The organism is Sphingomonas sp. AP28 (genome assembly GCF_056680455.1).
Genome location: NZ_CM155283.1, coordinates 1,589,816 through 1,616,352, shown reverse-complemented (window position 1 = coordinate 1,616,352; position 26,537 = coordinate 1,589,816). Strand labels below are relative to the sequence as shown.

The 26,537-nt window shown below is 65.7% G+C and carries 21 protein-coding genes; 10 read left to right on the top strand and 11 right to left on the bottom strand.

The features are described from left to right. Positions 1-43 precede the first annotated feature (43 nt). The gene (gene alr / locus AC1MH0_RS07315) at positions 44-1,069 is read left to right on the top strand and encodes an alanine racemase (protein WP_480965696.1); all 1,026 of its coding nucleotides are present in this window, start codon (positions 44-46) and stop codon (positions 1,067-1,069) included. Positions 1,070-1,073: 4 nt separating this feature from the next. On the opposite strand, the gene AC1MH0_RS07310 is transcribed toward alr, so the two are convergent. From AC1MH0_RS07310 to AC1MH0_RS07295, 4 genes are all read right to left on the bottom strand, one after another. After that, the gene (locus AC1MH0_RS07310) at positions 1,074-2,057 is read right to left on the bottom strand and encodes a 2OG-Fe(II) oxygenase (protein WP_480965334.1); all 984 of its coding nucleotides are present in this window, start codon (positions 2,055-2,057) and stop codon (positions 1,074-1,076) included. 77 nt (positions 2,058-2,134) lie between these two features. Further along, entirely contained in the window at positions 2,135-5,467 is a 3,333-nt protein-coding gene (locus AC1MH0_RS07305; RefSeq protein ID WP_480965333.1) for a TonB-dependent receptor domain-containing protein, read from the bottom strand. A gap of 157 nt (positions 5,468-5,624) precedes the next feature. After that, a complete protein-coding gene (locus AC1MH0_RS07300; RefSeq protein ID WP_480965332.1) occupies positions 5,625-6,812 on the bottom strand; it encodes an acetyl-CoA C-acetyltransferase in 1,188 nt (395 codons plus the stop codon). 33 nt (positions 6,813-6,845) lie between these two features. After that, positions 6,846-7,793, bottom strand: a complete 948-nt coding sequence (locus AC1MH0_RS07295; RefSeq protein WP_480965331.1) for an alpha/beta fold hydrolase — start codon at positions 7,791-7,793, stop codon at positions 6,846-6,848. Positions 7,794-7,918: 125 nt separating this feature from the next. Here AC1MH0_RS07295 and phaR point away from each other — a divergent pair, with 125 nt between their 5' ends. Next, positions 7,919-8,461, top strand: a complete 543-nt coding sequence (gene phaR / locus AC1MH0_RS07290; protein WP_056065197.1) for a polyhydroxyalkanoate synthesis repressor PhaR — start codon at positions 7,919-7,921, stop codon at positions 8,459-8,461. A gap of 3 nt (positions 8,462-8,464) precedes the next feature. After that, on the top strand, positions 8,465-8,650 hold the full coding sequence (locus tag AC1MH0_RS07285; protein ID WP_480965330.1) for a hypothetical protein: 186 nt from the start codon (positions 8,465-8,467) through the stop codon (positions 8,648-8,650). 15 nt (positions 8,651-8,665) lie between these two features. Here AC1MH0_RS07285 and AC1MH0_RS07280 read toward each other — a convergent pair whose 3' ends face one another. From AC1MH0_RS07280 to AC1MH0_RS07270, 3 genes are all read right to left on the bottom strand, one after another. Then, positions 8,666-10,108: a hypothetical protein gene (locus AC1MH0_RS07280; protein ID WP_480965329.1), complete on the bottom strand. Its 1,443-nt coding sequence runs from the start codon at positions 10,106-10,108 to the stop codon at positions 8,666-8,668. A gap of 8 nt (positions 10,109-10,116) precedes the next feature. After that, positions 10,117-11,340, bottom strand: a complete 1,224-nt coding sequence (locus tag AC1MH0_RS07275; RefSeq protein WP_480965328.1) for a hypothetical protein — start codon at positions 11,338-11,340, stop codon at positions 10,117-10,119. A 496-nt stretch (positions 11,341-11,836) separates the two neighbouring features. Next, on the bottom strand, positions 11,837-13,369 hold the full coding sequence (locus AC1MH0_RS07270; protein WP_480965327.1) for a TadA family conjugal transfer-associated ATPase: 1,533 nt from the start codon (positions 13,367-13,369) through the stop codon (positions 11,837-11,839). A 135-nt stretch (positions 13,370-13,504) separates the two neighbouring features. Here AC1MH0_RS07270 and AC1MH0_RS07265 point away from each other — a divergent pair, with 135 nt between their 5' ends. Further along, entirely contained in the window at positions 13,505-15,007 is a 1,503-nt protein-coding gene (locus AC1MH0_RS07265) for a S1C family serine protease (protein ID WP_480965326.1), read from the top strand. Here the strand turns inward: AC1MH0_RS07265 and ada are convergent. Continuing rightward, positions 14,983-16,029 carry a bifunctional DNA-binding transcriptional regulator/O6-methylguanine-DNA methyltransferase Ada gene (gene ada / locus AC1MH0_RS07260; RefSeq protein ID WP_480965325.1) on the bottom strand — a complete coding sequence of 349 codons (1,047 nt, stop codon included), beginning with the start codon at positions 16,027-16,029 and terminating at the stop codon, positions 14,983-14,985. The two genes, AC1MH0_RS07265 and ada, sit on opposite strands and share 25 nt — an antisense overlap. A 114-nt stretch (positions 16,030-16,143) precedes the next feature. Here ada and AC1MH0_RS07255 point away from each other — a divergent pair, with 114 nt between their 5' ends. After that, the gene (locus tag AC1MH0_RS07255; protein WP_480965324.1) at positions 16,144-16,989 is read left to right on the top strand and encodes an oxidoreductase; all 846 of its coding nucleotides are present in this window, start codon (positions 16,144-16,146) and stop codon (positions 16,987-16,989) included. A 266-nt stretch (positions 16,990-17,255) separates the two neighbouring features. On the opposite strand, the gene AC1MH0_RS07250 is transcribed toward AC1MH0_RS07255, so the two are convergent. Further along, the gene (locus tag AC1MH0_RS07250) at positions 17,256-17,933 is read right to left on the bottom strand and encodes a dienelactone hydrolase family protein (protein WP_480965323.1); all 678 of its coding nucleotides are present in this window, start codon (positions 17,931-17,933) and stop codon (positions 17,256-17,258) included. A gap of 328 nt (positions 17,934-18,261) precedes the next feature. Between AC1MH0_RS07250 and AC1MH0_RS07245 the strand changes: the two genes are divergently transcribed. The 5 genes from AC1MH0_RS07245 to AC1MH0_RS07225 all read left to right on the top strand — a co-directional run bounded on the left by AC1MH0_RS07245 (position 18,262) and on the right by AC1MH0_RS07225 (position 23,203). After that, positions 18,262-18,816, top strand: a complete 555-nt coding sequence (locus AC1MH0_RS07245; RefSeq protein ID WP_121905252.1) for a F0F1 ATP synthase subunit delta — start codon at positions 18,262-18,264, stop codon at positions 18,814-18,816. A 4-nt stretch (positions 18,817-18,820) separates the two neighbouring features. Beyond that, the gene (gene atpA, locus AC1MH0_RS07240; protein ID WP_480965322.1) at positions 18,821-20,350 is read left to right on the top strand and encodes a F0F1 ATP synthase subunit alpha; all 1,530 of its coding nucleotides are present in this window, start codon (positions 18,821-18,823) and stop codon (positions 20,348-20,350) included. Positions 20,351-20,422: 72 nt separating this feature from the next. Further along, positions 20,423-21,316, top strand: coding sequence for a F0F1 ATP synthase subunit gamma (locus AC1MH0_RS07235; protein WP_056065178.1), 894 nt, complete (start codon positions 20,423-20,425; stop codon positions 21,314-21,316). 17 nt (positions 21,317-21,333) lie between these two features. Further along, the gene (gene atpD, locus AC1MH0_RS07230; RefSeq protein ID WP_056488474.1) at positions 21,334-22,815 is read left to right on the top strand and encodes a F0F1 ATP synthase subunit beta; all 1,482 of its coding nucleotides are present in this window, start codon (positions 21,334-21,336) and stop codon (positions 22,813-22,815) included. Positions 22,816-22,948: 133 nt separating this feature from the next. Further along, complete coding sequence (locus AC1MH0_RS07225) at positions 22,949-23,203, top strand: ATP synthase F1 subunit epsilon (RefSeq protein WP_480965321.1); 255 nt, start codon at positions 22,949-22,951, stop codon at positions 23,201-23,203. A gap of 6 nt (positions 23,204-23,209) precedes the next feature. On the opposite strand, the gene AC1MH0_RS07220 is transcribed toward AC1MH0_RS07225, so the two are convergent. Both AC1MH0_RS07220 and AC1MH0_RS07215 read right to left on the bottom strand, forming a co-directional pair. Next, positions 23,210-24,286 carry an acyltransferase family protein gene (locus tag AC1MH0_RS07220; protein WP_480965320.1) on the bottom strand — a complete coding sequence of 359 codons (1,077 nt, stop codon included), beginning with the start codon at positions 24,284-24,286 and terminating at the stop codon, positions 23,210-23,212. Between the two features lie 46 nt (positions 24,287-24,332). After that, positions 24,333-26,504 (bottom strand): primosomal protein N', encoded by a 2,172-nt coding sequence (locus AC1MH0_RS07215; protein WP_480965319.1) that lies wholly within the window; start codon positions 26,502-26,504, stop codon positions 24,333-24,335. Between the last annotated feature and the right edge of the window lie 33 nt (positions 26,505-26,537).

The following is a 26,537-nucleotide window of genomic DNA, read 5'->3' as shown; positions in this document are numbered from 1 at the left end:
GACGTGCGGAGCCCGGTTCACTATCCCGCGCCGGGTGATCGACATTCCCGCCCCGCTCCGCCTGCGCCTCGACGGCGACGCCCTCGTCCAGAACTGGCGCACGCTCGGCCGCATGAGCGGCACCGCGGCATGCGGCGCCGCGGTAAAGGCGAACGGGTATGGCCTAGGCGCGATCGAAGTCGCACGCCGCCTCGCCGATGCCGGCTGCCGCGACTTCTTCGTCTCCAACTGGCAGGAAGCCGCCGAACTCGCACCGCTCGGCCTGACGGTCTCGGTCCTCCACGGCGTCCGCGAAGAGGATATGCCAGCCGCCGCGGCCGGCTTCGCCCGCCCGGTCCTCAACACCCCCACCCAGGTCGCGCGCTGGAAAGCGGTCGGCGGCGGCGCCTGCGACGTCATGGTCGACACCGGCATGAACCGCCTCGGCGTGTCGGCGGACGACATCGCGGGGGGGCTACTCGACGGCGTCCAGATCGAAACGCTGATGAGCCACCTAGCTTGCGCGGATGAGGATTCGCCGATGAACGCGGTACAGCGCGACCGCTTCGCGGCATTGGCGGGAACTACGACGGCAAAGCGGATGAGCCTGGCCAACTCAGGAGGCATCGCGCTTGGAAAACAATATGCGTTTGACCTGACACGGCCCGGCCTTGCTCTGTATGGCGGCATCCCACGGCCCGAATTAAGCGATCTGATCCTGCAAGTGGTCAGGCCCGAAGCCCAGCTACTACAACGGCGTCGCGTTCCTACGGGTGAGAGCGTCGGTTACAATGCGCAATGGTCCGCGCCTGTCGATACCTACGTGGGGATCGTCAACCTCGGCTATGCGGACGGCTATTGGCGGGGGTTTTCCAATGCCGGGACAGCGTCATCTGTCGCGGGCGACGATCAGCCGGTTCTCGGGCGCGTTTCGATGGATTTGGTGGCGATCGCGCTGGCGGGGGACGAGGTTGAGGGGGACTGGGTGTCGTTCGACTATCGTCTTCCGGCGGCGGCGGCGGCCTCAGGCATGAGTCAGTACGAGTTGCTGACAGGCCTGGGCAGCCGGTTCGTCAGGCTGTGGAACTGAGCGGTCATGCCGCGATTTCGGGGCCGGTCCAGATACTGAACGGTCGCGCGCGAATCCATCGCGTGGCGAGCCACTTGACCCCGGCGGTGACGGGCTCTCCCGCATGTTGCGTCGCGGGGTCGATGGAGCCATCCGCGCGAACATTGTCGAATATGATCGCATCGCCGGTGTGCGGCGTCACCCTGAGTGCGTTGTTCACGAAATAGGTCGCGCCGCCGGCGAAGCCGTCGTTCAGATAGACGAGGACAGTCCGGATGCGCTGGTTGCCTGTGGCCGGCAATGCATCGACATGCGGGCGGAATTGCTGGCCGGGCTGGTAGCGCAATACCGATAACGCTTCGCCTTGCCGCCAGTCTGTCCCGGTGACGGCCGCGAGGCGACGGTTAAGCGCCTGGACGACCAGGGTCTCGCGGGTCGGGCCGATGACGGCGCCGTCGGATGTGCGGACCGGGTTGGCGACGTTACGCCCCGTCCGCGGATCAGCGACCGTTGCGGGTTGGAGCATATCGGCCGCACACTGGGCGATATGGAGGCACTCCGCCTGCGTGAAGAGCCGAGGGATATGCCGAACTTCGGGGTCTGTGCCAATGGTCTGTGCGGGCTGAGAGACGATCGGGAAGCCGTCGTCCGTCAGTGGCATCTTGTCGAGCAAGGTCCGGTGCCGCGCTGCGTTCTCATCTGTTTCGGCAGCCTCGTTCAGCAAGGTACGTGCGCGGGACCAGTCCGCCGGTGCACCACTACCGTTCCCAGTGAGTGCAATCTCGACGAGCGCAGCATCGGGACTGCCCATCGATGTCGCCTGTCGAAGGATTGCGCGTGCTTTTGGTAGGTCGCGCGGTATCGGAGACCCTGAGAGTGTCCATACTGCAAGCCTGAACATGGCGTCGACGTTCCCCGATCGCGCTTGCTGCTCAATCAGCTCGACCGCGTCGCCGATGCGCCCCCTGGCCAGCAACAGATCGGCTTGCGCAACGGGATCGTGGATCATTTGTCACCCATTAAAAAGGGGGTCGGTGGAAACCACCGACCCCCCAATATCGCACGTCTGGTTCGTTTGGAACCGGATCAGAAACGAGCGGTCACGCCCGCATAAAAACGACGACCGACATTGTCGTAAATCCCGCTGCCTGCGCCGATACCGGTCGCGCCCAGCGGAGGGAGACGGTCGGTGAGGTTGTCGACGCCGATGTAGAAGTTCGACCGCTCGCCGATGTCCACGCCGACCTTCATGCCGATGTACAGGACATCCGGATAGAAGGACTGGCTGAAATCGTCGAGATTCTGCGGTGCGCGACCCTGGAATGGCTCCTGGTTCTCGATCGCACCGACCGACTGCTTCGCCAGATAGCGGAACTGCGTGTCCAGGGTGAACTGCCCGAAATCGACACCCAGGTTGACGTTGACCGCATCCTTGGGCTGCCCGAGTTCGCCATTCAGATTGTCGCCGAAATCAGGCTGGACCGGGTTCAGGAAGTTCGTGTTCTCGAACGAGTGGGTATAGATCACTTGGCCGGACACCCGGGTCGATCCGAAGCTGCGCGTGTAGGCGAGGTTCGTATCGATACCGCGAACCTTCAGGCTGGCGAAGTTGAACGGCAACTGCAGAAGGCTTCCCTCGATGATCCGGAAGGCCTGTTCGCCGTTCGGGCCAGTCGCACCTGCAGCAACGCGCGTGAAGCTGTTGCAGAACTGGTTATCCGTGATCGACGGTGCGTCGTAGCAGGTATTGGCGATCGCCTGAGCAGAAGGCGCCGCGATGACCCGGTTGACCTGGATATTATAGTAGTCGACCGACAGGGTGAGGCCCGGTGCAAAGCGCGGCTGGATAACCCCGCCATATGTGTACGAATCCGACTTTTCGGCCTGCAGTTGAGAATTGCCGCCGCTCAGTGTCTCAAGTGACTGCGAGTAAATGTAGTTATAACCGGTTGGTACGCCCGCTGCAGCGCAGTTTGCTGCACGGAACTGCGTACCACGGCCGAGATTGTCCGCAGAGCACGGATCGGCAAAGCCCGGGGCGAAATTCTGACCTGCTGGCGAGAACTGCTCGGAAAGGTTTGGTGCGCGTACTGCACGACCATAGTTCGCGCGGAAGCGGATATCCGGGATTGGCGAATATTCGCCATTGAAGTTGTACGTATAAACGGTTCCTGCCGAACCCTTATAGTCGGAAACACGACCGGCTGCGGATAGCGTCAGGTTATTGATCAGGAAGATGTCCTTGAGCAACGGCAGGCGGATTTCGCCGAATGCTTCCTTCACTTCGAACGACGGTGGATTGTACGCTGCAAGAGCATTGTAGAACGTGTAGCCCGCCTCGACCAGCGGATCAGCCTGGAACTTGTTGGTTTCACGACGATACTCACCACCGATCGAGAAACCTATCGCGCCGCCGGGAAGATTAAAGAACTTGGATGTATCACCGGCGATGGTACCGAGAATGTCCAACTGGGTGATCTTGCCGAACGACTGCGTGTCGCGCAGCACATAGTTTCGTGCGGCATCCGAGATGCTGCCCGTGCCGAACGGATTGAGCGGCTGACATGCTGCGATGTTGGCATTGAGAATTGCCTGTCCTGCGACCGTGGGCAGGCCGGTCTCCGGATCAATTCCAGCACCAACTTGTTGAGCGCTCGACAATCCTCGCGCTGCATTATTCTGCGAACCGCAGACAATCTGGCCTGCGGCGTTACGCTGCGCGTCGAGAGCAAGGCTTAGGCGCTGGACGTCGACATTGCCGAGAACGTTCGTCTTTTCCCGGAACTCGCCATAGTTCGCCGACAGTTCGTAGTTGAACGTGTCGCTGAAGTCGCCACGAACGCCGCCCACGAAACGATAGGTCTCGCGACGCGCATCCTCACGACGCGAGCCGAGATCGGTCAGGTTCTTGCGCAGGATGAACCGCTGCGAGCCGGCATTGATTGCCGCGATCTGGTTCGCCTGGACCTGGGCGGCGGTCAACGTGGCGGTCGGCGCAAATGCGGTGCCGGTCGTGATGTTGATGCCGTTGGTCGCCGACTGCAACGCCTGGGACGTCAGCGTTGCTCGCGAAGTGGCGTCGAGGAACGGGTTGTCGAAGCGCGGGCGCTCGTACAGCGCATCGATCGTGCTGCCAGTGAAGAACGCTGGGCCCGAACCGCCAAGGCTGACAGAATCAACGCGGACATACTTGGCTTCGAAGAACGGCACGAAGGCCGTCGACACGTCGAAATGACCGATGATGTTGGCCGAATACCGATCGATCTGCGGGAGAAGCTGGATAAGCACGCCCTCACGGCGCGTGTTCCCGTTGCCGCCAAGGAACGACCCGGCCGGTGCGCCCGAGGGAGTCGTCGCGTTGCCGCCGGCGATGCCTACCCGCGTGCCGGTCTGGCGCGCGAGAGCGCCGCCGGGCTGAAACAGGTAATTGACGGTATAAGCGCGACCCAAGGGATCCCGAGTGCCAGGAGCGGCCGAAGTCGCCCCAATACCGGCACCTGCGAACGTCACCAGGCCGCCGTCCGAAATCGATCCACTGCGAACGTCACGGAAGAATGTCGCGTCCGGCACGCCGTCGAAGTTCAGGTTGCCGTTCAGGCCTGCGCCGGCGGCGTCGATGTTCGTCGTGATGAAAGCATCATTCTGGCGATAGCTCTTGCGGCTTGAAGCAAACAGCGCCTGCGAGCGAGCGTATTCCAGGTTGACCGCGATATTGCCGCGACCGTCGGCGAAATTCTTGCCGCCCGTCAGGCTGACGAAGTAGCTGCCTGCATCCTTCTCGTCGCTGACGCCGCCCTGAGCGCGGATCTGCAGGCCTTCGAAATTGCTCTTGAGGCGGAAGTTGACGACGCCCGCAAGCGCGTCCGATCCGTACACGGCCGAATTACCACCGGTAACGACGTCGACGGCTTCGAGCAGGTCGGTCGGGATCGTGTTGACGTCGACGGATACGGCGTTGTTCAGGATGTCCGAGCCGACGTGGCGACGTCCGTTGACCAGCACGAGAGTACGTGAAGTTCCCAGGCCACGAAGATCGAGGAGGTTGAGGCCGCCGGTGCCAAGAAAGCGGGTCGAGTTCGATTGGCTGAACGAACTCTGGAGCTGCGGCAAGTCATTCAGCACGTCGCCGATCGAGGTACGGGCCGTCTGGGTGAGTTCAGCAGCGGAGATCGTCGTGACTGGAACGACCGACGTGGCATTTGGCGAGCGGATGCGCGAGCCGGTAACGAGGATCTCCTCACCGCCTCCAGCGGGCTTCCCATCGGCCTGAGTAGCACTGGTCGTCTGGGCAGGTTCCTGCGCCATGGAGTCGCCGGCGACGGGCGCTGGTTCGTTGGTTGTCTGCGCAAACGCACCGTGCGGTAGAAGTGCCAGTGCGCCTACGACCGCCGTAGCGCCAAGGAAGCGATTGAATTTCATGTTTTTTGCCCCGTTTTCTTTGATGGGGCATTGAAACTTGTTCGCGTCGTATGCGCAAGGTTCTGTTCATAATGACGATGTCGGCCGCACCCTTTTACTGCGTCGTGTGACAAAACCGTCACATTCCGTCGTTATGCAAACTTGGCGTCACATATCGTTACCGTTCCAGACACATAGCGATGCCCATGCCGCCGCCGATGCAAAGCGTGGCGAGTCCCTTCTTCGAATCGCGCTTCTGCATCTCGTAGATCAGCGTCGTCAGGACGCGGGCGCCGCTGGCGCCGATCGGGTGGCCGATCGCGATGGCGCCGCCGTTGACGTTGACCTTCGATGCGTCCCAGCCGAGTTCCTTGCCGACCGACAGTGCCTGCGCGGCAAAGGCTTCGTTGGCTTCGATCAGGTCGAGGTCCGCGAGTGTCCAGCCGGCCTTCTCCAGCGCGCGCCGGGTGGCGGGGACGGGGCCGATACCCATGATCGACGGGTCGACGCCGGCCGAGGCCCAGCTCTTGATCGTTGCGAGGATGGTCGAGCCGCGGCGTTCGGCTTCGTCGCGGCGCATCATGACAAGCGCGGCGGCGCCGTCGTTCAGGCCGCTGGCGTTGGCAGCGGTGACGGTGCCGTCTTTCTTGAAGGCAGGCTTCACGCCCGAGACGCTCTCGATCGTCGCACCGGCGCGGATGTATTCGTCGTCGGCGACCACGGTGTCGCCCTTGCGGCCCTTGATCGTGACGGGAGCGATCTCGTCCTTGAAGCGGCCCGAACCGCGCGCCGCCTCGGCCTTGTTCTGCGAGGCGACCGAGAACGCGTCCTGCTCGCCGCGCGTGACCTGGTATTGCTCGGCGAGGTTCTCGGCGGTGATACCCATGTGATAGCCGTTGAAGACGTCGGTCAGGCCGTCGCTGACCATCGTGTCGACGAGGCTGAGATTGCCCATCTTCTGGCCGCCGCGGATCGATTGCGCGTGGGCGGAAAGCGACATCGATTCCTGGCCGCCCGCGACGACGATGGTGGCATCGCCGGTCTGGATCGCTTGGGCGGCGAGTGCGACGGCGCGGAGGCCCGAGCCGCAGACCTGGTTGACGCCCCAGGCGGGAATCTCCTTCGGGACACCTGCCGCCATCGAGGCCTGGCGGGCGGGGTTCTGGCCTTGGGCCGCGGTGAGGACTTGGCCGAGGATCACTTCGGAGACGTCTTCGCCAGCCACGCCCGCCTGTTCAAGCGCGGCTTCGATCGCGATGCGGCCGAGTTCATGCGCGGGTACGCTCGCGAACGCGCCGAGGAAGCTGCCGACGGGGGTGCGCTTCGCGGCGGTGATGACGACGTCGTTCGGGTTCTGGTCGGTCATGTCGGGATCCTCTATGGTTGGACCCCATGTAGGTCAGCCGAGCGCGGCGATCCAGTTGGCGAGCGGTTCCCATAGGCGCGAGCGAGCGGAACGGCCGACGATCATGCCGACATGGCCTGCGCCAAGATCGCGGCGGTCGGCGAGGCCGATCGCGGTGGCGGCGGGGACGATGCGATCGCTTAGCGATACGAACTCGACCGTGGGGCAGGTGAGCGCCAGCGGGTCGACCGGGGTGCCGGCGATGACCCAGCCGCCTTTGCCGGGCAGGTCGTTGGCGATGCAGTCCTCGAACAGCGACGCGGCGGCGGCATAGGGGAGGGGCGCGCCTGCGTTGGCCCAGTCCTCGAGCCGGACGAATGCGCGGGCCGCGTCGCTGTCTGGGGCGAGGTCCGCGAAGGCTTCGTATTTGGCGATCGTGCGCGCAGGGTCGAGTTGCCAGAAGCCGGCCTGGAGCACTTCCATCGGGAGCAGGCCGAGCATCGCGGCGGCGGGCTGGACCGCGGCCCAGGTCGCGGAGAGCGTGGGACGGCCTTCGCCATAACCAGCGAAGTGCCACGGGGCGGCGATCGTCGCCACACCGGCGGTGGGCGTGATCGCAGCGGCGCCCAGCGCGAGCGTGCCGCCGAGGCAATAGCCGACCAGTACCGGCGGCTCGGGCAGTGCGCGCAACAGCGGAACCAGCAACCGCTCGACATGCGCCGCCAGATCGAGGTCGCGGTCCTCGATGCCGGGTGATCCCCAGTCGACCAGGCAAACGTGGAATCCTTGCTTGGCGATCCATTGCACCAGCGAAGACTCGGGCGAATGATCGAGGATGTCGGGCGGGTTTATCAACGATGGGATGAACACGACGGGACGCCCTTCGCCGCCGTAATCGCGCAGCGCGACCCGGCCTGCGCGGTGGATCGCAGGCCGCGGAACGGGGCGTTCCTCTCGCGGTGCGCTCTGATAAGCGCGCAATCCCGCTAGCGCGCGGGCCATGCGTTCCGGCGATGCTGCAGTCTCGTTGCGCAGCACGGAAAGGAACAAGGGTAAGGGCCTCGGACCTTGTTGCGGTGCGTCATCAAAGACTGTAGCCTCCGTTTCAAACATAAGACGGGGGATCCATGAAGAAGCAAAAGGCTGCCGACGGAATCGTCATTATCAAGAAGTACGCAAACCGGCGGCTCTATAACACCGAGTCGTCATCCTACATCACGCTCGATCATCTCGCGACGATGACTCGCGAGGGACGCGACTTCAAGGTGGTCGATGCGAAGACCGACGAGGACATCACGCACAACGTCCTCACGCAGATCATCATGGAGGAGGAGAGCCGCGGCGAGACGATGATGCCGGTGAACTTCCTGCGCCAGCTGATCTCGATGTATGGCGACTCGATGCAGACGATGGTGCCGGGGTATCTCGAGGCGTCGATGGACAGCTTCCGCCGCAATCACGACCAGTTCAAGTCCGCCGTCGAGGGCGCGTTCGCGAATTCGCCGTTCGCCGACATCGCCAAGCGCAACCTCGAAATGTTCGACGCCGCAACACAGGCGATGACGCCGCCCGCACCTGCGCCTGCACCCGCCGCCAGCAAGGACGACGAGATCGCCGCGCTGCGCAACGAACTCGCCAAGTTGCAGGAAAAGGTCGAGAAGCTCGGCTGAACGATGGCCCAGGTTTTGTGGAGTGTGAGCGGCGGACTGGCCGTACTGGCCGTCGCCGCCGGGCTGGGCGAACGTAGACGGCGACGTCGGCGCGATCCGGATTCGGTGGGCTGGGTCGACTGGCCGACCGTCCAGATGCTGGCGCTGATCGGACTTGCGGTGACGATCGGCCTCGCGTTCAAGACCTGAGGTAACCGCGCCTCGTCATCGGGTAGCGTCGGTACGCAGGCGATAGACGCTCTGCGGCAACCCGCCGATCTTCACCGAGCCGACCAGTCGATACCGCGTGGCGATCGCGCGCAGTACCAGCGCCTGGGTCGCGAGGTTCGTGGTGGGCTTGGGCGCGCGTACGACGATCACGCCGGGCCGGGCTGCGAGCAGACGCGCGACTTCCACGACCGGATCGATCCCCGTGCCGTGCGATTCGGCCGTCTGGCCAAGATGGCTGCGGAAGATATAGGGCGTCGGCAGGCAGGACCGGGTCAGGAAATAGAGGATCGGCTCGCTGCCATAGGCGAACATGCAGCCGCGGGGTTGCTGGCCGATCATCTGGACGAGCTGCGCGATCTGGTGCGCATTGCCGCGCCGTCCGATGCGGATGCTGGTCATGACGGTCGCCGCCAGCGCGCCGAACACCAGCACGGCGGCAAGGCGGAAGATGGTCGTGCGGATCGTCGGGCCGCTCAGCCCCGTGCCGGCGGCGACCGACAGCGGCAGCGCGAGGGGCAGCAGGTAGAGCAGCTCGAACGTGTGCATGATGAGGATCGCGATCACCGCCGCCGCGAGCCATCCGAGCGCGAAGCTTCCCGTCCGACGGCCCCGCCATGCAAGCCAGGCGAGCGGCAGGCTCATGCTCACGCCGCCCAGCAGCTTCAGCAGGTTTGAGCTGAGCGTGTCGTCGTCCTGCTGACCGAAGATCGACAGGAAATTGGCGAAGACGAAGGCGTCGCCGTGGCCGGCCGCGGCATAGACTATCCAGGCAAGCGCGGTCGGGAACAAAGCTGCGCCGATCCACAAGGCGGCATCGGCCGCCAGGCGACCGATCGACCGCCCCTCGCGATACGCGGCCCACACCAGCGTCAGGCCGAAGAAGATCCCCTCGAACATCGCGGTGTATTTGATCTGCATCGCCAGGCCGATCAGCAGCATCGCCCCGGCACCGCGCAAGGAGATATGCCGGTGGCCGCGGGTCGTATCGAGTACCATCAGCGCGGCAGCCGCCATCAAGGCATTGCCCCATATTGCCGACTGCCCGCCCGCACCGTCGAACACGATGATCCAGACGAGATAGATCAGCGCCGCGCCGACGCTCGCCACCGGGTTCGCGTCATCGGAGGACAGGCGGCTGACGATCCGCGCGACCAGGAATGCCGTGGCGGTGGCGACGAGCGTCGCGGCAAGCTGGTACATCAGCACGCCATCGCCGCCGACGCTGCGGATGCTGGCGAAGATCAGGAACAGGCCGACCGGCTTGCGATCGAAGATGTCGACGAATGGCCATGCGCCGTGCAGCAGGCGATCGCCGACCAGCAGGTAGAATTGCTCGTCGCTATGGATCACCGGATTGCCGAAGAACGGACTACGGAGGGCGAAGGCGACGAGGAGCAGCAAGATTGCCTGCCCCGATCGGTGACGCAGGCTAAACATGGGCAGTCCTAATAAAAATGCGTCAATTCGAGCTTGCGTATGGTGCCGTCGCACAGTCCGAGCGTCACGACCCGGCCGGGCATGCCCGCCGTCCATGATGCGATCGGGCTCGTCGAATAGCCGGTGGTCACGGGCGTGCCGTCGATCGTGCAGATCAGGTCGCCGTCCTTCCAGCCCGATGCCGCCGCCGGGCCGCCGCGCATCACGTGAAGGACTTTCAGTCGGTCCTTTTCGATGCCGATGAGCAGGCCACTGGTCGAACGCGGCGGCGGCAGGTCGGCCTTGGGACCTCGGCTGAGCACCATCCGCCGTGCGCCGGGATCGAGCAGGACGCGGTAATTCTGGAGGAAGCCGGAGCCGATCCGCCCGGCGGTGCCGATCGCCTGCGAGAAGCCGTCTGCGGGTTCGATCCGAACCTCGGCCTCGCGCGCGATCATCTCGCCGACGCCAATCTCGGGAACGATCGCAAGGCCGCTGACTGCCGGGCCGGCGAGCCCGAACGCGATCGCGCTGGTGGTGCGCAACGCCTTCAGATCCGCCGCCTGCCATCCCGCCGCAGTGACGGTGATCGACGAGCCGTCGCCGGTATCGACCACGATCGGCGCGAGGCGCCGGCCGCCCAGCGTGAGCGCGCTTTCATACACGCTGCGTTCGGCGGAGACGCGCAGCGGTGCGTTCTCGCCCTTGAACGGCAGGCGGCCGGAGCGGAGCAGGCGGAAGCGCTTGGCGGCGTAATCGATGTCGAGCGCATGGCCGGCGAGCATGTCGGCACCGACCAGCAGGTCGACCGCGGAGGCGCTGCCGGTAGCGATCGCGGGCAGGTCGGCGACGGTCACGCCGCCACCGGTCCGCGCAAGGCCACCGAGCGCGACCGAGCGCGTCGGCATCCAGCCGAGTGCGACCGACCCGCCGATCGCGGTCGCGCTGCCACCCGCGACCAGCTTGGCGGGATCGACCGCGGGGGAGGTCTTGGCGAGCAGCGTGAAGCTGACGCCGGTGTCGAGGATCGCGGTCACGTCGCGGCCGTCGAGCTGCATCTTGAAGCGGATCTGGTTGCCGGGGGTGAGGTCGAACGGGATCCAGCGGGCTTCGGCGTCCGCCGCGAGATCGTACACGCCGCGGTCGCGCGCGGCGGGGGAGGTCGCGGATGCCGGAGCGGATTTAGAGGGCTCGCGCGCTGATACGAAGAGGACCCCGATCAGCGGGACGAGGGTGAGCAGGGCACGACGCATGTGGCGCTGTCCCCTAGCGGGTCGGTGGACGGGTACAAGCGGGGGCTTCGCCAGGGCGGGGCGGAGACGGGGTGGATAGCGATGCGGCGTGCTTGCCTGCGAGCAGTATCCTCTTGGCACGGCGCGCTTTATCTTGATCCAGTCAAATTTGGCCTGGCAAAACAATAATTGTTCTCCCGCGAACGCGGGGGGCCAGGGTCACAGGCGGAGGCGTTCGTAACACCTGTGCTCCCGCGTTCGCGAGGAAATGGTAGGAGGGGCGTGCAGTGGCTTGAACGGTCTTGCAATCAGCCCGGCGAACTAGCGTGCCGAGACCAGCCCAACGAACAGTTCGGGATGCACTCAACGCGCAAACAGAACACCACCCCGGCGGAGGCCGGGGCCCAGTTGGGGGACGGTGATGACAGCGGACGGCGCTAAGTTATGACCACCTTTCCAACTGGACCTCGGCCTCTGCCGGGGTGGCATTGGGTGGTAGGCGACGCGAGAATCAGACCTACAGGCACGCCTCCAGATATGCCTGGTCGAACCCGAACTGCTTCGCCTTCTCCAGCGTATACGGCCGCAACCCCATCGAGCGGTATTCACCCAGGATCTTCCCGTCCGCCGACTCGTCCATATACTCGAACTTGAACAGCTCCTGCGTGACGATCACCGGGCCCTCCATGCCGATCACCTCGGTGATGTTGGTCACCCGGCGCGAGCCGTCGCGCAGGCGCTTCACCTGGATGATCAGCTCGACCGAGTCGGCGATCTGGCGCGAGATGGCTTCCTTCGGCACCTTGATGTCGGACATCATCACCATGTTCTCCATACGCGCGAGCGCCTCGCGCGGGGAGTTGGCGTGGAGCGTGCACATCGAGCCGTCGTGACCGGTATTCATGGCGGCGAGCATGTCGAAACACTCGCTGCCACGAATTTCGCCCAGGATGATCCGGTCCGGCCGCATACGCAGTGCGTTCTTGACGAGATCGCGGATCGAGATCTCGCCCTGGCCCTCCAGATTGGCAGGCCGCGTTTCGAGCGGGAGCCAGTGCGGCTGTTGCAGGCGAAGCTCGGCGGCGTCCTCGATCGTCAGCACGCGCTCGCCGGGGTCGATCATCTTCGACAGCGCGTTGAGCATCGTCGTCTTGCCCGAGCCGGTACCGCCCGAGATGACCACGTTGAACCGCGAGGCGCCGGCGATCTTCAGCGCGGTCGCCATTTTCGGCGACATCGATCCGAACCCCGCCATCATGTCGAGCGTGATCGGTTTCGCCGAAAACTTACGAATCGAGATCGCCGTGCCGCGCAAGCTCAGCGGCGGTACGATCACGTTGACGCGCGAGCCGTCCTTGAGACGCGCATCGGCGAGCGGCGAGGTCTGGTCGACGCGACGGCCGACCGAATTGACGATGCGCTGTGCGATCTGGAACAGATGCTCCTCGTCGCGGAACTGGATCGGCGCGAGTTCGAGCTTGCCCTTGCGCTCGACATAGGTCTGGTCGGGGCCGTTCACCATGATGTCGGTGATGTTCGGGTCCGCCAGCAGTTCCTCGAGCGGCCCGAGCCCGAGCAGCTCGTCGACCAGCACCTTCTCCAGCGCGAACTGCTCGCGGCGGTTGAGCGTCAGCTTCAGCTCGGCGAGCACTTCGCCGATGATCGGGCGGAATTCTTCGGCGAGTTCGTCCTTGCCGAGCGTCGCCGCCGCCTCCGGATCGACGCGTTCGAGCAGGCGTGGAAGGACCTGTTCCTTGATCTTGTGGATCGACTGTTCGAAGCCCTCGACCTTGCTGTTGCCGGCCTCGCCACTCGCGTTCTGACGATCGGACAGTCGCTGCATCGCGTCGATCTGCGTCGCGGGCATCATGCCGAAGCCATCGGTCTCGCCCGGCATCGGCAAGGACTCGATCGGCGGGAATTGCGACCCGCCTTCAGGCTCAGACCGCGGCGCGGGTCCGCTGCCCTGCATCGGCCGTGCGACGCCGAATGCTGGCCGGGCCGACTGCCCCCCTCCGCTCATGCCAATACGACGCCCGAATGCGCTCATGCCCAAATCCCTGGATGATTACCCAGTGGGTTACGGGCCAAGGCTTGATAATTCGCTAACCAAACCGGAATGGTGGATGTCGCGCGGTGAGCGCGAAGGGTTGATCGCGGTCAAGAACTCCCCGAAGGCTGGTGCATGATCCGCCTGCTGCTTCTTCTCGCGCTGACCTTCGGGTTGGCGAGCTCCGCGTCTGCGGACGACATCGCCGCCACCGGGCGCGGCGTCGTGCGCGTCGTGACCATCGCGGTGGTCGACGACCAGGTGGTCGGCTTCGGCCACGGCAGCGGCTTCGCGATCGCGCCCAACCGGATCGTCACCAACGCGCATGTCGTCGATCTCGCCGAGCGCTATCCCGACAACGTCGTCGTCGGCATCGTCCCTACGGAGGGCAGCAAATCCTACCAGGGCAAGGTGATCGCGTACGACTCACAGCGCGACCTGGCGCTGATCGAGTTCACCGGCGCGCGCCTACCGCCGAGCGCGCTGTATACCGGGCCGATGACCGAGGGTGATCCGGTCGTGTCGCTCGGCTTTCCGGGGAACGTCGACCTCGCCACCGCTCGGTCGGCGGCGGATTATATTCGGCCGATGACGCCGGTGCGGTCGGAGGGGGTGCTCTCCGGCCGGCGCGTGCTGAGCAGTGTTGAGGTTCTGCTCCACACCGCCAGTATCGCCCGCGGCAATTCAGGCGGGCCTTTGCTCGATCGATGCGGGCGGGTGATCGGGGTGAACTCGGCGATCACGCGCGGCGAGGAGGGCGATTCGACGTTCGGGTTCGCGATTGCGGATACCGAACTGGCGGGCTTCCTCCACGATGCGAAACAACCTTACGCGTCGATCGGGACGGGGTGCACCTCGATCGAGGATCGCTTGCGGCAGGACGCGGATGCGGATGCGCGGGCAACCGCCGATGCGGCGTCCGCCAAGCGCGATGCTGCGACGCAGGATGCGATGACTCGCGAGGTCGCGCTGGAGAAGGCGCGGACCGAGGCCGGGCGGGCACGGGAGAACGTCATGGCGCTTGCCGGGCTGCTGCTGGTGGCGGGGGCGCTGGTGATCGGGAGCGCGGGGCTGCTCGAATCGCGTGGGCAGAGACGGCAGGCGGTTTGGGCGCTGGGTATCGGCGGGTTAAGCGTGCTGGTCGCGATCGTCGTGTTCGTGCTGCGGCCTTCGGGCGAGGTCGACGTGCCGCTGTCGGCGCTGCCGAAGACGCGGATTTCGACGCCCGATGCCGCGCTTGGCAAGCTGATATGCACGCTGATCCCGGAGCGTAGCCGGATCACGATCTCGTCGAGCGAGGACGTGCCGATCGACTGGGGTGCGAAGGGGTGTGTGAACGGCAAGACGCAATATGTCGGCGCGAATGGTCGATGGGACCGCGTGCTGGTGCCCGATGCCGAGCAGACCGTGTCCGTGCTGTCGTTCGATCCGGCGACGCGGGTGTATTCGAACACGCGCTATCTGATGTCGGCGGCGGGAATGGAGGCGGCGCGGACCGCGCGCGGCGTCGTGCCGAACGTGTGCAACATGGACGATGCGGCGCTGGCGCGGCTTGCGGGCCAGCAGGCGGCGGTCCGCGCGGTATTGCCGCCGCTCCCGAACGAGAAGTTGGTCTATTCCTGCAAGTCGGCGCGCTGAGCTTCCGCGGCTAACAGTGCGCGCTTGCGGTCGAGGCCGTACGCATAGCCGCCGAGTGCGCCACCGATGCGCTGCGCACGGTGGCAGGGGATGACGATCGAGACCGGGTTTTGGCCGCACGCGGTGCCGGCGGCGCGGACCGCGGCGGGGCGGCCGGCGAGCGCGGCGAGTTCGCTGTAGGTGCGGGTTTCACCGATCGGGATGGTGCGTAGGGCTTGCCAGATCGCTTCTTGGAACGCGGTGCCTCGGACGTCGAGCGGGAGGTCTTGATCGCGGTCGGGGGATTCCACGGCCGCGACGACGTGTGCTGCCAGGTCCGCGAGGGCTTCGTCGCCCGGCTCGATCGTTGCGTTTGGGAAGCGGCGGCGGAGTTCGTCGGCGTCTTCGTCGAACGATACGCGACACAGGCCCTTGTCGGTCGCGGCGACGAACAGGGCGCCCAAGCTCGTGTCGGCGACCGTCCAGCGAATCATGACGCCTTCGCCGCCGCGCGCCCAGGTGCTGGGGGGCATGCCGAGCCGCTTGGCGTCGGCTTCGTAGAACCGGCTGGGGGCGGAATAGCCGGCGTCGTAGATCGCTTCGGTCACGGTCGAGTCCTCCGATAAAGCGTCGCGCGCCCGCCCGGTGCGCAAAGCGCGGGCGTAGGCCGCAGGGGTGACGCCGGTGGCGCGCTTGAACAGGCGGTGGAAGTGGTGCGGGGCGTAGCCAACTCTGGCGGCGACCTCGTCGAGCGAGAGACGGTCTTCAGCGGTTTCGAGCAGCGCGACCGCGGCGGCGACGGCGATGCGGTCGCGGCCGACTTCGTCCGGGGTGCAGCGCAGACACGCGCGAAAACCGGCGGCGCGAGCGCTCGGCGGATCGGGGTGGAAAGTGACGTTCTCGCGCTTGGGGTGGCGCGCGGGACAGCTTGGCTTGCAGTAGATGCCGGTGGTCTTCACGCCGACGACGAACCGGCCGTCCCACGCGCGGTCGCGGGCTTCGAACGCTGTCCAGGCGGCTTCGGTGTCGGGGGCGATGCTCATTGGATCGGTATAGCCGGTCGCGACGCGCGCGCATCCCGTGGCTTGCGCTCAAAGCGGAGCCAATCGGCGGTCCGGCCGTTCTTCCGTGCATACCCCCCTAACGAAAGATGTCTCATGGCCTCCGACACGCCCGTCTGGTTCATTTCCGGCTGCTCGACCGGTTTCGGTCGCGAACTCGCCAAGCTCGTGCTCGCGCGCGGTTGGCGGGCGGTGGTTACCGCGCGGGACGCCGACCGCGTCGCCGATCTGGCGGAGGGTGCGGAGGAACGTGCGCTCGCGCTGTCGCTCGACGTGACGGAGCAGGCGCAGATCGACGATGCGGTCGCGCAGGCCAAGGCCAAGTTCGGTCGAATCGACGTGCTCGTGAACAATGCGGGCTACGGCTATCAGGCGTCGGTCGAGGAGGGCGTCGAGTCCGAGATCCGCGCGCAGTTCGATGCGAACGTGTTCGGGCTGTTCGCGCTGACTCGCGCGGTGCTGCCGGTGATGCGTGCGCAGAAGAGCGGCAACATCATCAACATTACGTCGGTCGCGGGTCAGGTCGGGTTCCCGGGCTCGGGTTATTACGCCGCGTCGAAGCATGCAGTCGAGGGCTGGTCGGATGCGTTGCTGGCCGAGGTAAAGCCGCTTGGGATCGACGTGACCTGCGTCGAGCCGGGGCCGTTCCGCACGGATTGGGCCGGGCGTTCGCTGAAGCAGACGCCGGTGAACATCGCGGACTATGCGGATACGGCGGGGAAGCGGCTTGACGGTACGCGGGAGGTTAGTGGGACGCAGGCGGGTGACCCGGTGCGGGCCGGCGAGGCGATGATCGCGCTGACGGAGAATGCGAACCCGCCGCGGCACTTGGTGCTGGGGGCTTGGGGATATGACGCGGTGACGAAGAAACTGGCGGAGCGGCTGAAGGAGATCGAGGCGCACAAGGCGGATAGCCTTGGGGCGGATTTTCCAGCGGAGTAATCTCGGAGGAGCGAGGGAGCATTGTTTCCCCGCGAAGGCGGGGACCCAGACTGGGCTCCCGCCTTCGCGGGAGAACAAGGAGGTAGGGGCTGCGTTTACGTTTGTAGCGCCAGTTTGCGCGCGGCCTTCTACCATAGCCACCACCCCGGCGAAGGCCGGGGCCCAGTTGGAAAGGTGGCAATAACGAAGGGGTGTCCTCCGTTAGCGACGTCCCCCAACTGGGCCCCGGCCTTCGCCGGGGTGGCGCCAAACTGGGAGGGCAGTGATCACCCGCCGTTGGCGCGGAACAGTTCAAGCGTCCGCTGCTTGGCAAGATCCGCACTCGGCTCGTGATAATCCTTCCGCCGGTCCGAGTTGAACCCGTGGCCTGCCTCATAGACGTACACCGTCGCGTTCGGCCAATCCTTGGCGATCACCTGCTCGACGCCCTCGATCGGGATACCGTGGTCGTGGCGACCGAAGTGGAGGATCACCGGCACCTTCGGTTCCTCGTCCGCCGCCGCCGGGATCATGCTGCCGTAATAGCCGCTCGCCGCCGCGACACCGTGCAGCTTGGTCGAGGCGAACCACGCGACCGAGCCGCCATAGCAATAGCCGACCACGAACACCGGCCCGGCGGGGGCGAGCGTGTCGATGCAGGTCTGGACGTCCTTCAGCGACAGGTCGAACGGGTGGAGTTGCCGCGCAAGCTCGACGCCGCGGGCGAGGCCGTCGCCCGAATAGTCTGCCTCGAAACCGGGATGCTCGCGGTCGAACAGGGCGGGGGCCAGGACCTCGTAACCGTCGGCGGCGTATTCGTCGCAGAGGTCGCGGATGTGGTCGGTTACGCCGAAGATCTCCTGCACCAGTACAAGGCCGCCGCGACGCTCGCCGGTCGGCTGTGCGTGATAGACCGCGACACTGGCGCCGTCGGACATCGTCATCGTTTCCATCGTGCCGGTCATTCTCTCGTCCTCGTCGATTGGTCGTAACGTCTGCCCAATACCGTCATTCCCGCGGAGGCGGGAACCCATAGTGGCAGGCCGTGCGGTGAAAGCGCTGGGCCCGGAGGATAGGGATCCCCGCCTGCGCGGGGATGGCGGGGAGGGGCGGAATCGTAACCTTCCAACCTTCGATCAATGACAAAACAGTCACAAACCCGTGCCCACGACCGTCCCGCCGGGTTGCCAATCCGACAACCCGATGCTAACCGCGCCGCGTCCCAGGAGAGGTGCTTTCGCGCCCTCTCGTCCTTTGGGTCGGTTATTCGTTGCAGGCGAGGATAGAGGTTCCGTGGAGACATCCGGCGGTATTCAAGCGAGCTTAGGCGGGCGTTACGCGCTGGCCCTGTTCGAACTCGCGCGTGACGCGAAGACGATCGACGCGGTCGAGTCGAGCCTGGCGAACGTGCGAGACGCGCTCGCGCAGTCGGAGGACTTCCGCACGCTGACGTCCAGCCCGATGGTGTCGCGTGGCGCTGCCGTGAAGGCGGTCTCCGCGGTTGCCGACGAACTCGGCGTCGATGCGACCACCAAGAGCTTCCTCGGCGTACTCGCCGAGAACCACCGGCTGGGCGCACTGCCGAAGATCATCAAGGCATTCCGGACACTTGCCGCGCAGCATCGCGGCGAGATCGCCGCCGAGGTGACGTCCGCGCATCCGCTGACCGACGAGCAGGTGATCGAGCTGAAGCATCAGCTCCGCCAGCGCGTCGGCCGTGAAGTTTCCGTCGACCTCAGCGTCGACCCATCGTTGCTGGGTGGACTCGTCGTCCGCGTCGGCAGCCAGATGATCGATTCGTCGATCAAGACGCGTCTCAACACTCTCGCGCACGCGATGAAGGGCTAAGCTAATGGATATCCGCGCCGCAGAAATCTCGAAGATCATCAAGGATCAGATCGCCAATTTCGGCACCGAGGCCCAGGTCAGCGAGACCGGCCAGGTGCTGAGCGTCGGCGACGGCATCGCGCGCATCTTCGGCCTCGACAACGTCCAGGCCGGCGAGATGGTCGAATTCTCGAACGGCGTGCAGGGCATGGCGCTCAACCTCGAGGCCGATAACGTCGGCGTCGTGATCTTCGGGAGCGATTCCGAGATCAAGGAAGGCGACATCGTCAAGCGCACCGGCACGATCGTCGACGTGCCGATCGGCAAGGAGCTGCTCGGCCGCGTGGTCGACGGCCTCGGCAACCCGATTGACGGCAAGGGCCCGATCCACACCACCGAGCGCAGCCGCGTCGAGGTCAAGGCACCGGGCATCATCCCGCGCCAGTCGGTCAGCGAGCCGGTCCAGACCGGGCTCAAGGCGATCGACGCACTCGTGCCCGTCGGCCGCGGCCAGCGCGAGCTGATCATCGGCGATCGCCAGACCGGCAAGTCCGCCGTCGCGATCGATGCTTTCATCAACCAGAAGATCCCCAACGCGGGCGACGACGAGTCGAATAAGCTGTATTGCGTCTATGTCGCGATCGGGCAGAAGCGGTCGACCGTCGCTCAGCTGGTCAAGACGCTCGAAGAGAACGGCGCGATGGAATACACCATCGTCATCGCCGCGACCGCGTCGGACCCCGCACCGCTCCAGTATCTCGCGCCTTACACCGGTGTCGCGATGGGCGAGTATTTCCGCGATCGCGGCATGCACGCGCTGATCTGCTACGACGATCTGTCGAAGCAGGCGGTCGCGTATCGCCAGATGTCGCTGCTGCTGCGTCGTCCTCCCGGCCGTGAAGCCTATCCGGGCGACGTGTTCTATCTCCACAGCCGTCTGCTCGAGCGTGCGGCGAAGATGTCGGACGCGAACGGCGGCGGCTCGCTGACCGCGCTGCCGATCATCGAGACGCAGGCGGGCGACGTTTCGGCGTACATCCCGACCAACGTGATCTCGATCACCGACGGCCAGATCTTCCTCGAGACCGACCTGTTCTTCTCGGGCGTGCGTCCGGCGATCAACGTGGGGCTTTCGGTGTCGCGCGTCGGTTCGGCCGCTCAGACCAAGGCGATGAAGAAGGTGTCGGGCTCGATCAAGCTCGAGCTGGCGCAGTACCGCGAGATGGCGGCATTCGCGCAGTTCGGGTCGGATCTCGATGCGTCGACGCAGAAGCTGCTCAACCGCGGCGCGCGTCTGACCGAGTTGCTGAAGCAGGCCCAGTTCTCGCCGCTGCCATTCGAAGAGCAGACGGTGTCGATCTTCGCTGGCACCAGCGGCTATCTCGACAAGGTGCCGGTTGCCGACGTGACCCGCTACGAGCAGGCGCTGCTGGCGGACATGCGCGCGAACCACGCCGACGTGCTGAAGCTGATCCGCGATACCCGCGACTTGGGTAACGAGGCGAAGGACAAGCTGAAGGCAGCGCTCGAAGCGTTCGCGAAGACGTTTGCATAAATAACTTGTGTCCCCGCGAAGGCGGGGACCCAGACTGGGCCCCCGCCTTCGCGGGGGAACAAGGGAACGAGAATGGCGAGCCTTAAGGCCCTCAAGATCCGCATCGGCTCGGTGAAGTCGACGCAGAAGATCACCAAGGCGATGAAGATGGTCGCGGCTGCGAAACTGCGCCGTGCGCAGGACGCGGCGGTCGCCGGGCGTCCGTATGCCGAGCGCCTCGAAGCGGTGATGGCGAGCCTCGCGGGGCGCGTCGGTATCGCGCCGGGCGCGTCGCCGCTGCTCGCGGGCACCGGCAAGGACCAGGTCCACCTGATCGTCATCGCGACGTCGGAGCGTGGCCTGGCCGGTGCGTTCAACACCAACATCGTCCGCGCGGCACGTCGCAAGGCCGAGGAGCTGATCGCGGCGGGCAAGACCGTGAAGTTCTATGTCGCCGGCAAGAAGGGGCGCGTGATCAAGCGCTTCTTCCCGAACGACATCCTCGCCGATCACGAGATGGGCCAGATCAAGCGGCTCGCGTTCAGCGATGCGCAGGAAATCTCCGAAGACCTGATCAAGCGCTTCGGCGAGGGCCAGTTCGATGTCGCGCACCTGTTCTACGCGAAGTTCGTGTCGGCGCTGGTACAGGTGCCGACCGGCATCCAGATCATCCCGATTCCGCTCTCGGCGATCCCCGGTGCGGAAGCCAAGCCGGGCGCGCCCGCCGAAGCCGTGGTCGAGTATGAGCCCGACGAGGAAGCGATCCTCGCCGATCTCCTGCCGCGCAACGTCGCGATCCAGATTTTCCGCGCGCTGCTCGAAAACGCGGCGTCGGAGCAGGGCTCGCGCATGAACGCGATGGACAACGCCACGCGCAACGCCGGCGACATGATCACGCGCCTCTCGATCCAGTATAACCGTACCCGCCAAGCCGCGATCACGACCGAGCTGGTCGAAATCATCTCGGGCGCCGAAGCGCTCAAGTAAGTCCAAGGAAGCAGACAATGGCAACCGCCCCAGAGACCCTCGGAACCACGCTCGCCCCCAAGGCCACCAACAACACCGGCCGCATCTCGCAGGTCATCGGTGCGGTCGTCGACGTGCATTTCCCCGACAATTTGCCCGCCATTCTGTCGGCGCTCGAAACCGACAATAACGGCAACCGGCTCGTGCTCGAGGTCGCGCAGCATCTCGGCGAGAACACCGTTCGCACGATCGCGATGGACGCCACCGAGGGCCTGACCCGCGGCCAGACCGTCACCGACACCGGCTCGCAGATCCGCGTGCCGGTCGGCCCGAAGACGCTCGGCCGCATCCTCAACGTCATCGGCGAGCCGATCGACGAGCGTGGCCCGGTCGGCGCAGAGACGACCGCCCCGATCCACGCCTCGGCACCGCTGTTCGTCGACCAGTCGACCGAGAGCGCGATCCTGGTCACCGGCATCAAGGTCATCGACCTGCTCGCACCCTATGCGAAGGGCGGCAAGATCGGCCTGTTCGGCGGCGCCGGCGTCGGCAAGACCGTGCTGATCCAGGAGCTGATCAACAACATCGCCAAGGGCCATGGCGGCACCTCGGTGTTCGCCGGCGTCGGCGAGCGTACCCGCGAGGGCAACGATCTGTACCACGAGTTCCTCGACGCAGGCGTCATCGCCAAGGATGCCGACGGCAATCCGCAGTCGGAGGGCTCGAAGGTCGCGCTGGTGTTCGGCCAGATGAACGAGCCGCCAGGCGCACGCGCTCGCGTCGCGCTGTCGGGCCTGACGATCGCCGAGTATTTCCGCGACGTCGAAGGCCAGGACGTGCTGTTCTTCGTCGATAACATCTTCCGCTTCACGCAGGCGGGCGCAGAGGTTTCGGCACTGCTCGGCCGCATCCCGTCGGCAGTGGGCTATCAGCCGACGCTGTCGACCGACATGGGCGCGCTGCAGGAGCGCATCACGTCGACCAACAAGGGCTCGATCACCTCGGTGCAGGCCGTGTACGTGCCGGCCGACGATCTTACCGATCCGGCACCGGCGACGTCGTTCGCGCATCTCGATGCCACGACCAACCTCAACCGTGCGATCTCGGAGCTGGGCATTTACCCGGCAGTCGATCCACTCGACTCGACCTCGCGTCTGCTCGAGCCACGCGTCGTCGGCCAGGAGCATTACGACACTGCGCGTGCGGTCCAGTCGACGCTGCAGAAGTACAAGTCGCTGCAGGACATCATCGCGATTCTCGGCATGGACGAACTGAGCGAAGAGGATAAGCTCACCGTGCAGCGTGCGCGGAAGATCCAGAAGTTCCTGAGCCAGCCGTTCCATGTCGCCGAGGTCTTCACCGGCATCAGCGGCAAGTTCGTCCAGCTCGAGGACACCGTCCGGTCGTTCAAGGCGGTGGTCGAGGGCGAGTATGATCACCTTCCCGAGGCGGCGTTCTACATGGTCGGCGGCATCGACGAAGCCGTCGCCAAGGCCGAGAAGATGGCTTCGGAAGCGTAAGCTACTACTGCTCCCCCTCCCGCAAGCGGGAGGGGGCTGGGGGGTGGGCACCCGCTCTCCACGTCGCGCGACGCTGATGGCGCGAGCCCACCCCCGGCCCCTCCCGCATGCGGGAGGGGAGTGAGACCCAGACATGCTGCATTTCGAACTCGTCACGCCAGAAACGCTCGTCCGCTCGGAGGAGGTCTACATGGTCGTCGTCCCCGGCACCGAAGGCGACTTCGGCGTCCTCGAAGGCCACGCGCCGTTCATGTCGACGGTCCGCGACGGCGGCGTGCAGATCTTCCGTACGCAGAACGGCACGCCCGAGATCATCGCGATCAAGGGCGGTTTCGCCGAGGTCAACGCCAAGGGCCTGACCGTCCTCGCCGAACACGCCGGCGAATAACGCCCGTCAGGCGAGCGCCGGTACTCGCCCGATCGATACCGACGGCCGACGCCGCAACCGCGCCAGCAGCGGCCGCTCGATCCACCGATGCACCGCCAGTCCCAGGATCGTCGACGCGACGATGAACGCCAGCGCGAACGGATAGGGTGACATGGTTGGGGCATAGCCTCCGACCATCCAGAGCAGCGCGATCAGGCAGGGATGGGTCAGGTACGTCGAATAGGACGCATCGCCCACGCGCGCGACGATCCGCTCGAACCGTCCCTCCGCCGATGTGTCGATCACCCCGACTACCACCAGTGCCCAGGGAATGCCCCACGTCCAGGTCCGCGCGAGGCCCGAGGTACCGGCAACGGCAACCTCGATCTGAAGCGATAGCTGGACGCCTAGTCCGAAGGCGATCCCGACCACCAGCAGTACGGTCCCGATGACGAGCGCGGGCGTCGCATAGCGTGCGCTGATCCCGCTGCGCCAAGCCATCCACACACCGACGCCGAGCGCAAATTCGAGCAGGAGCGGGTTCAGCAGCAGCCTCAAAGGTGCCCAGACGGGATGAACGACGCTGCCGATCAGCGCCAGCGCCACCGTGAGGGCCAGCAGCGTTTCGACGCGGCGCTGCGGCGCCCGCATGGCAACCGCCACGATGGCATAGAACGCGAATTCGAACCCGAGCGTCCAGCCCGGATACAGCGCGGGAACATGGTAGCCCGCTCCGTCGAGAACGGGCAGCACGGTGATCGACATCCACGCCGCCGGCACGGTCAACGGGTCGTGCATGATCATCATGTAGACCGCGCTGACGCACGCGAACAACGGTACGATCCGCAACCATCGCTTTGCCAGGAACCGCCATGAATCAGCGTCCGCGGTCGCCAGCGACTGCGCCATGACGAACCCGCTGATGACGAAGAACAGGTCGACCCCGCTCGCACCGAACATCGACAGATTGGGGACCGACGGTACGAACTTGCCGGTCAGCGCAACTGGTCCGAAATCGATCATGTCGGACGCGTGCATCAGCAAGACGAGGGTGGCTGCAAGTGCGCGAAGCCATTGAATGGGGGCGATGCGGGCCGACGACATCCTGGAAGGATAGGCAGCAGGCGTTAAGGCCGCGTTTCCTGCCCGGTCACAAAAAGTTATACGGATCGACGTCGACCGTCACTCGCACCTTCGAAGGCCATTCCAGCTTTCCCAGCCAGTCCCGTATGACGTCCTGCACGTCGAGTGCGCGCCTGGCATGGACGAGCAGCCGGTACCGATGCCGCCCCCGCAACATCGCCAGCGGCGCGGGCGCCGGGCCATAGACGTGCATCCCCTCGACCTCCGGCGCGCTCCGACCCACCAGCTTGGCCGTATCGTGCGCGCAGGACTGATCTTCCGACGACACCACGATCGCCGCATACCGCCCGAACGGCGGCGCGCCCGCATCCTTCCGCGCGTCCGTCTCGGCGGCGTAGAACGCATCCGCATCGCCGGTGATCAGCGCCTGCATGACCTGCGCGCCGGGACTATGCGTCTGGATGAACACGTGACCCGGCTTCTCGCCACGCCCGGCACGCCCCGAGACCTGCCGGATCTGCTGGAACGTCCGTTCCGCCGCCCGCAGGTCGCCACCGTCCAGCCCCAGGTCCGCATCGACGACCCCGACCAGCGTCAGGTTCGGAAAGTGATACCCCTTCGTCACCAGCTGCGTGCCGACGACGATGTCGATATCGCCGGCTCCCATCCGCCCGACGAACTCCGCCGCCTTGGCCGGTGACCAGATCGTGTCCGATGTGACGACGGCCGTTTTCGCCTCGGGGAACAGCGCCGTTACCTCGTCGGCGATTCGTTCGACCCCGGGTCCGCAGGCGACCAGCGTGTCCTCCCCCTTGCACTCGGGGCAGACCCGCGGCGTCGGCTCCGCGTGGCCGCAGTGGTGGCAGGCCAACCGTCGCGTGAGGCGATGCTCGACCATCCAAGCGGTGCAGTTCGGGCACTGGAAGCGATGCCCGCAGGTCCGGCACAAGGTCAGCGGCGCATATCCCCGCCGGTTGAGGAACAGTAACGACTGCTCGCGCCGTTCCAGCGTCGCCTGCATCGCCTTGACCAGACGCGGCGCCAGCCAGCGACCGCGCTCGGGCGGCTCCTTGATCAGGTCGATCGGCTCGATCGTCGGCATCTCCGCCGCACCGAACCGGCCAGGCAATTTTAGTTCCGCATACCGCCCGGTCGCGACCTGCTGGCGAGTCTCGATCGCCGGCGTCGCGGAGGCGAGGATGACCGGGCAGCCCTCGAACTTGCCGCGCATCACCGCGACGTCGCGCGCATGATAATGCACGCCCTCTTCCTGCTTGAAGCTGGTCTCGTGCGCCTCGTCGACGACGATCAGCCCGAGGTCGCGGTAGGGCAGGAAAAGTGCCGAGCGCGCGCCGACCGTCACCAATGCCTCGCCGCTCGCGATCGCCCGCCATGCCCGTCGTCGCTGGGTCGAGCGAAGCCCGGAATGCCACGCGATCGGCTCGCACCCGAACCGATCGTGGAAGCGCTTCAGGAAAGGCTCGGTCAATGCGATTTCGGGGAGCAGGACGAGCGTCTGGCGGCCATCGCGAATCGCTTGTGCGATCGCCTCGAAATAGACCTCGGTCTTGCCTGAGCCCGTGACGCCGTCGAGCAAAGTCGGGTGGAACGCGTGCTCGGCCACCCCTGCGACCAATGCGTCGGCCGCCGCACGCTGGTCGTCGGACAGCGAAGGCTCGTGATGGCGCGGATCGGGCACGGGGTAGGGGCTGTCGATGCTCACCTCGACCGCCTCGATCGCACCGACCTTTGCCAGCCCGCGGATCACCGCGTCGCTGACTTCCGCCAGCGTGGCGAGTTCGCGAATCAGGCCCTGGCGGTCGGCGATCCGTTCCAGTGCCTGTTCGCGCTGTGGTGTCAGGCGCGGCGGCACGACGCCCGTCGCCCGGTACTCGATCGCCGTCCGCGCGCCCTCAAGCGCTGAAGTCGAGGCGAGCGTCATCCGCAGCACCGACGCCGCCGGTGCGAGGTAATAGTCCGCCGTCCACTCGACCAGCCGCCGCAACGGAGCCCCGAGCGGCGGCACGTCGGCTACGGCGAGCAGGTTGCGCAAGCGGTTGTCGCCGACCTCCGCATCCGACGGCATCCGCTCCGCCTCCCATACGACGCCGAGCAGCTGTCGGGGTCCAAGCGGCGCAACGACGACCGATCCCGGTTCGACGGCCATGCCTTCCGGCACGCGGTAGTCGAGTGGCCCGAGGGCGGCGTTGAGGATCAGGACACGGGCACGGGACGACATCGTGTCGGTATATGGGGACAGAACGAGTCTACG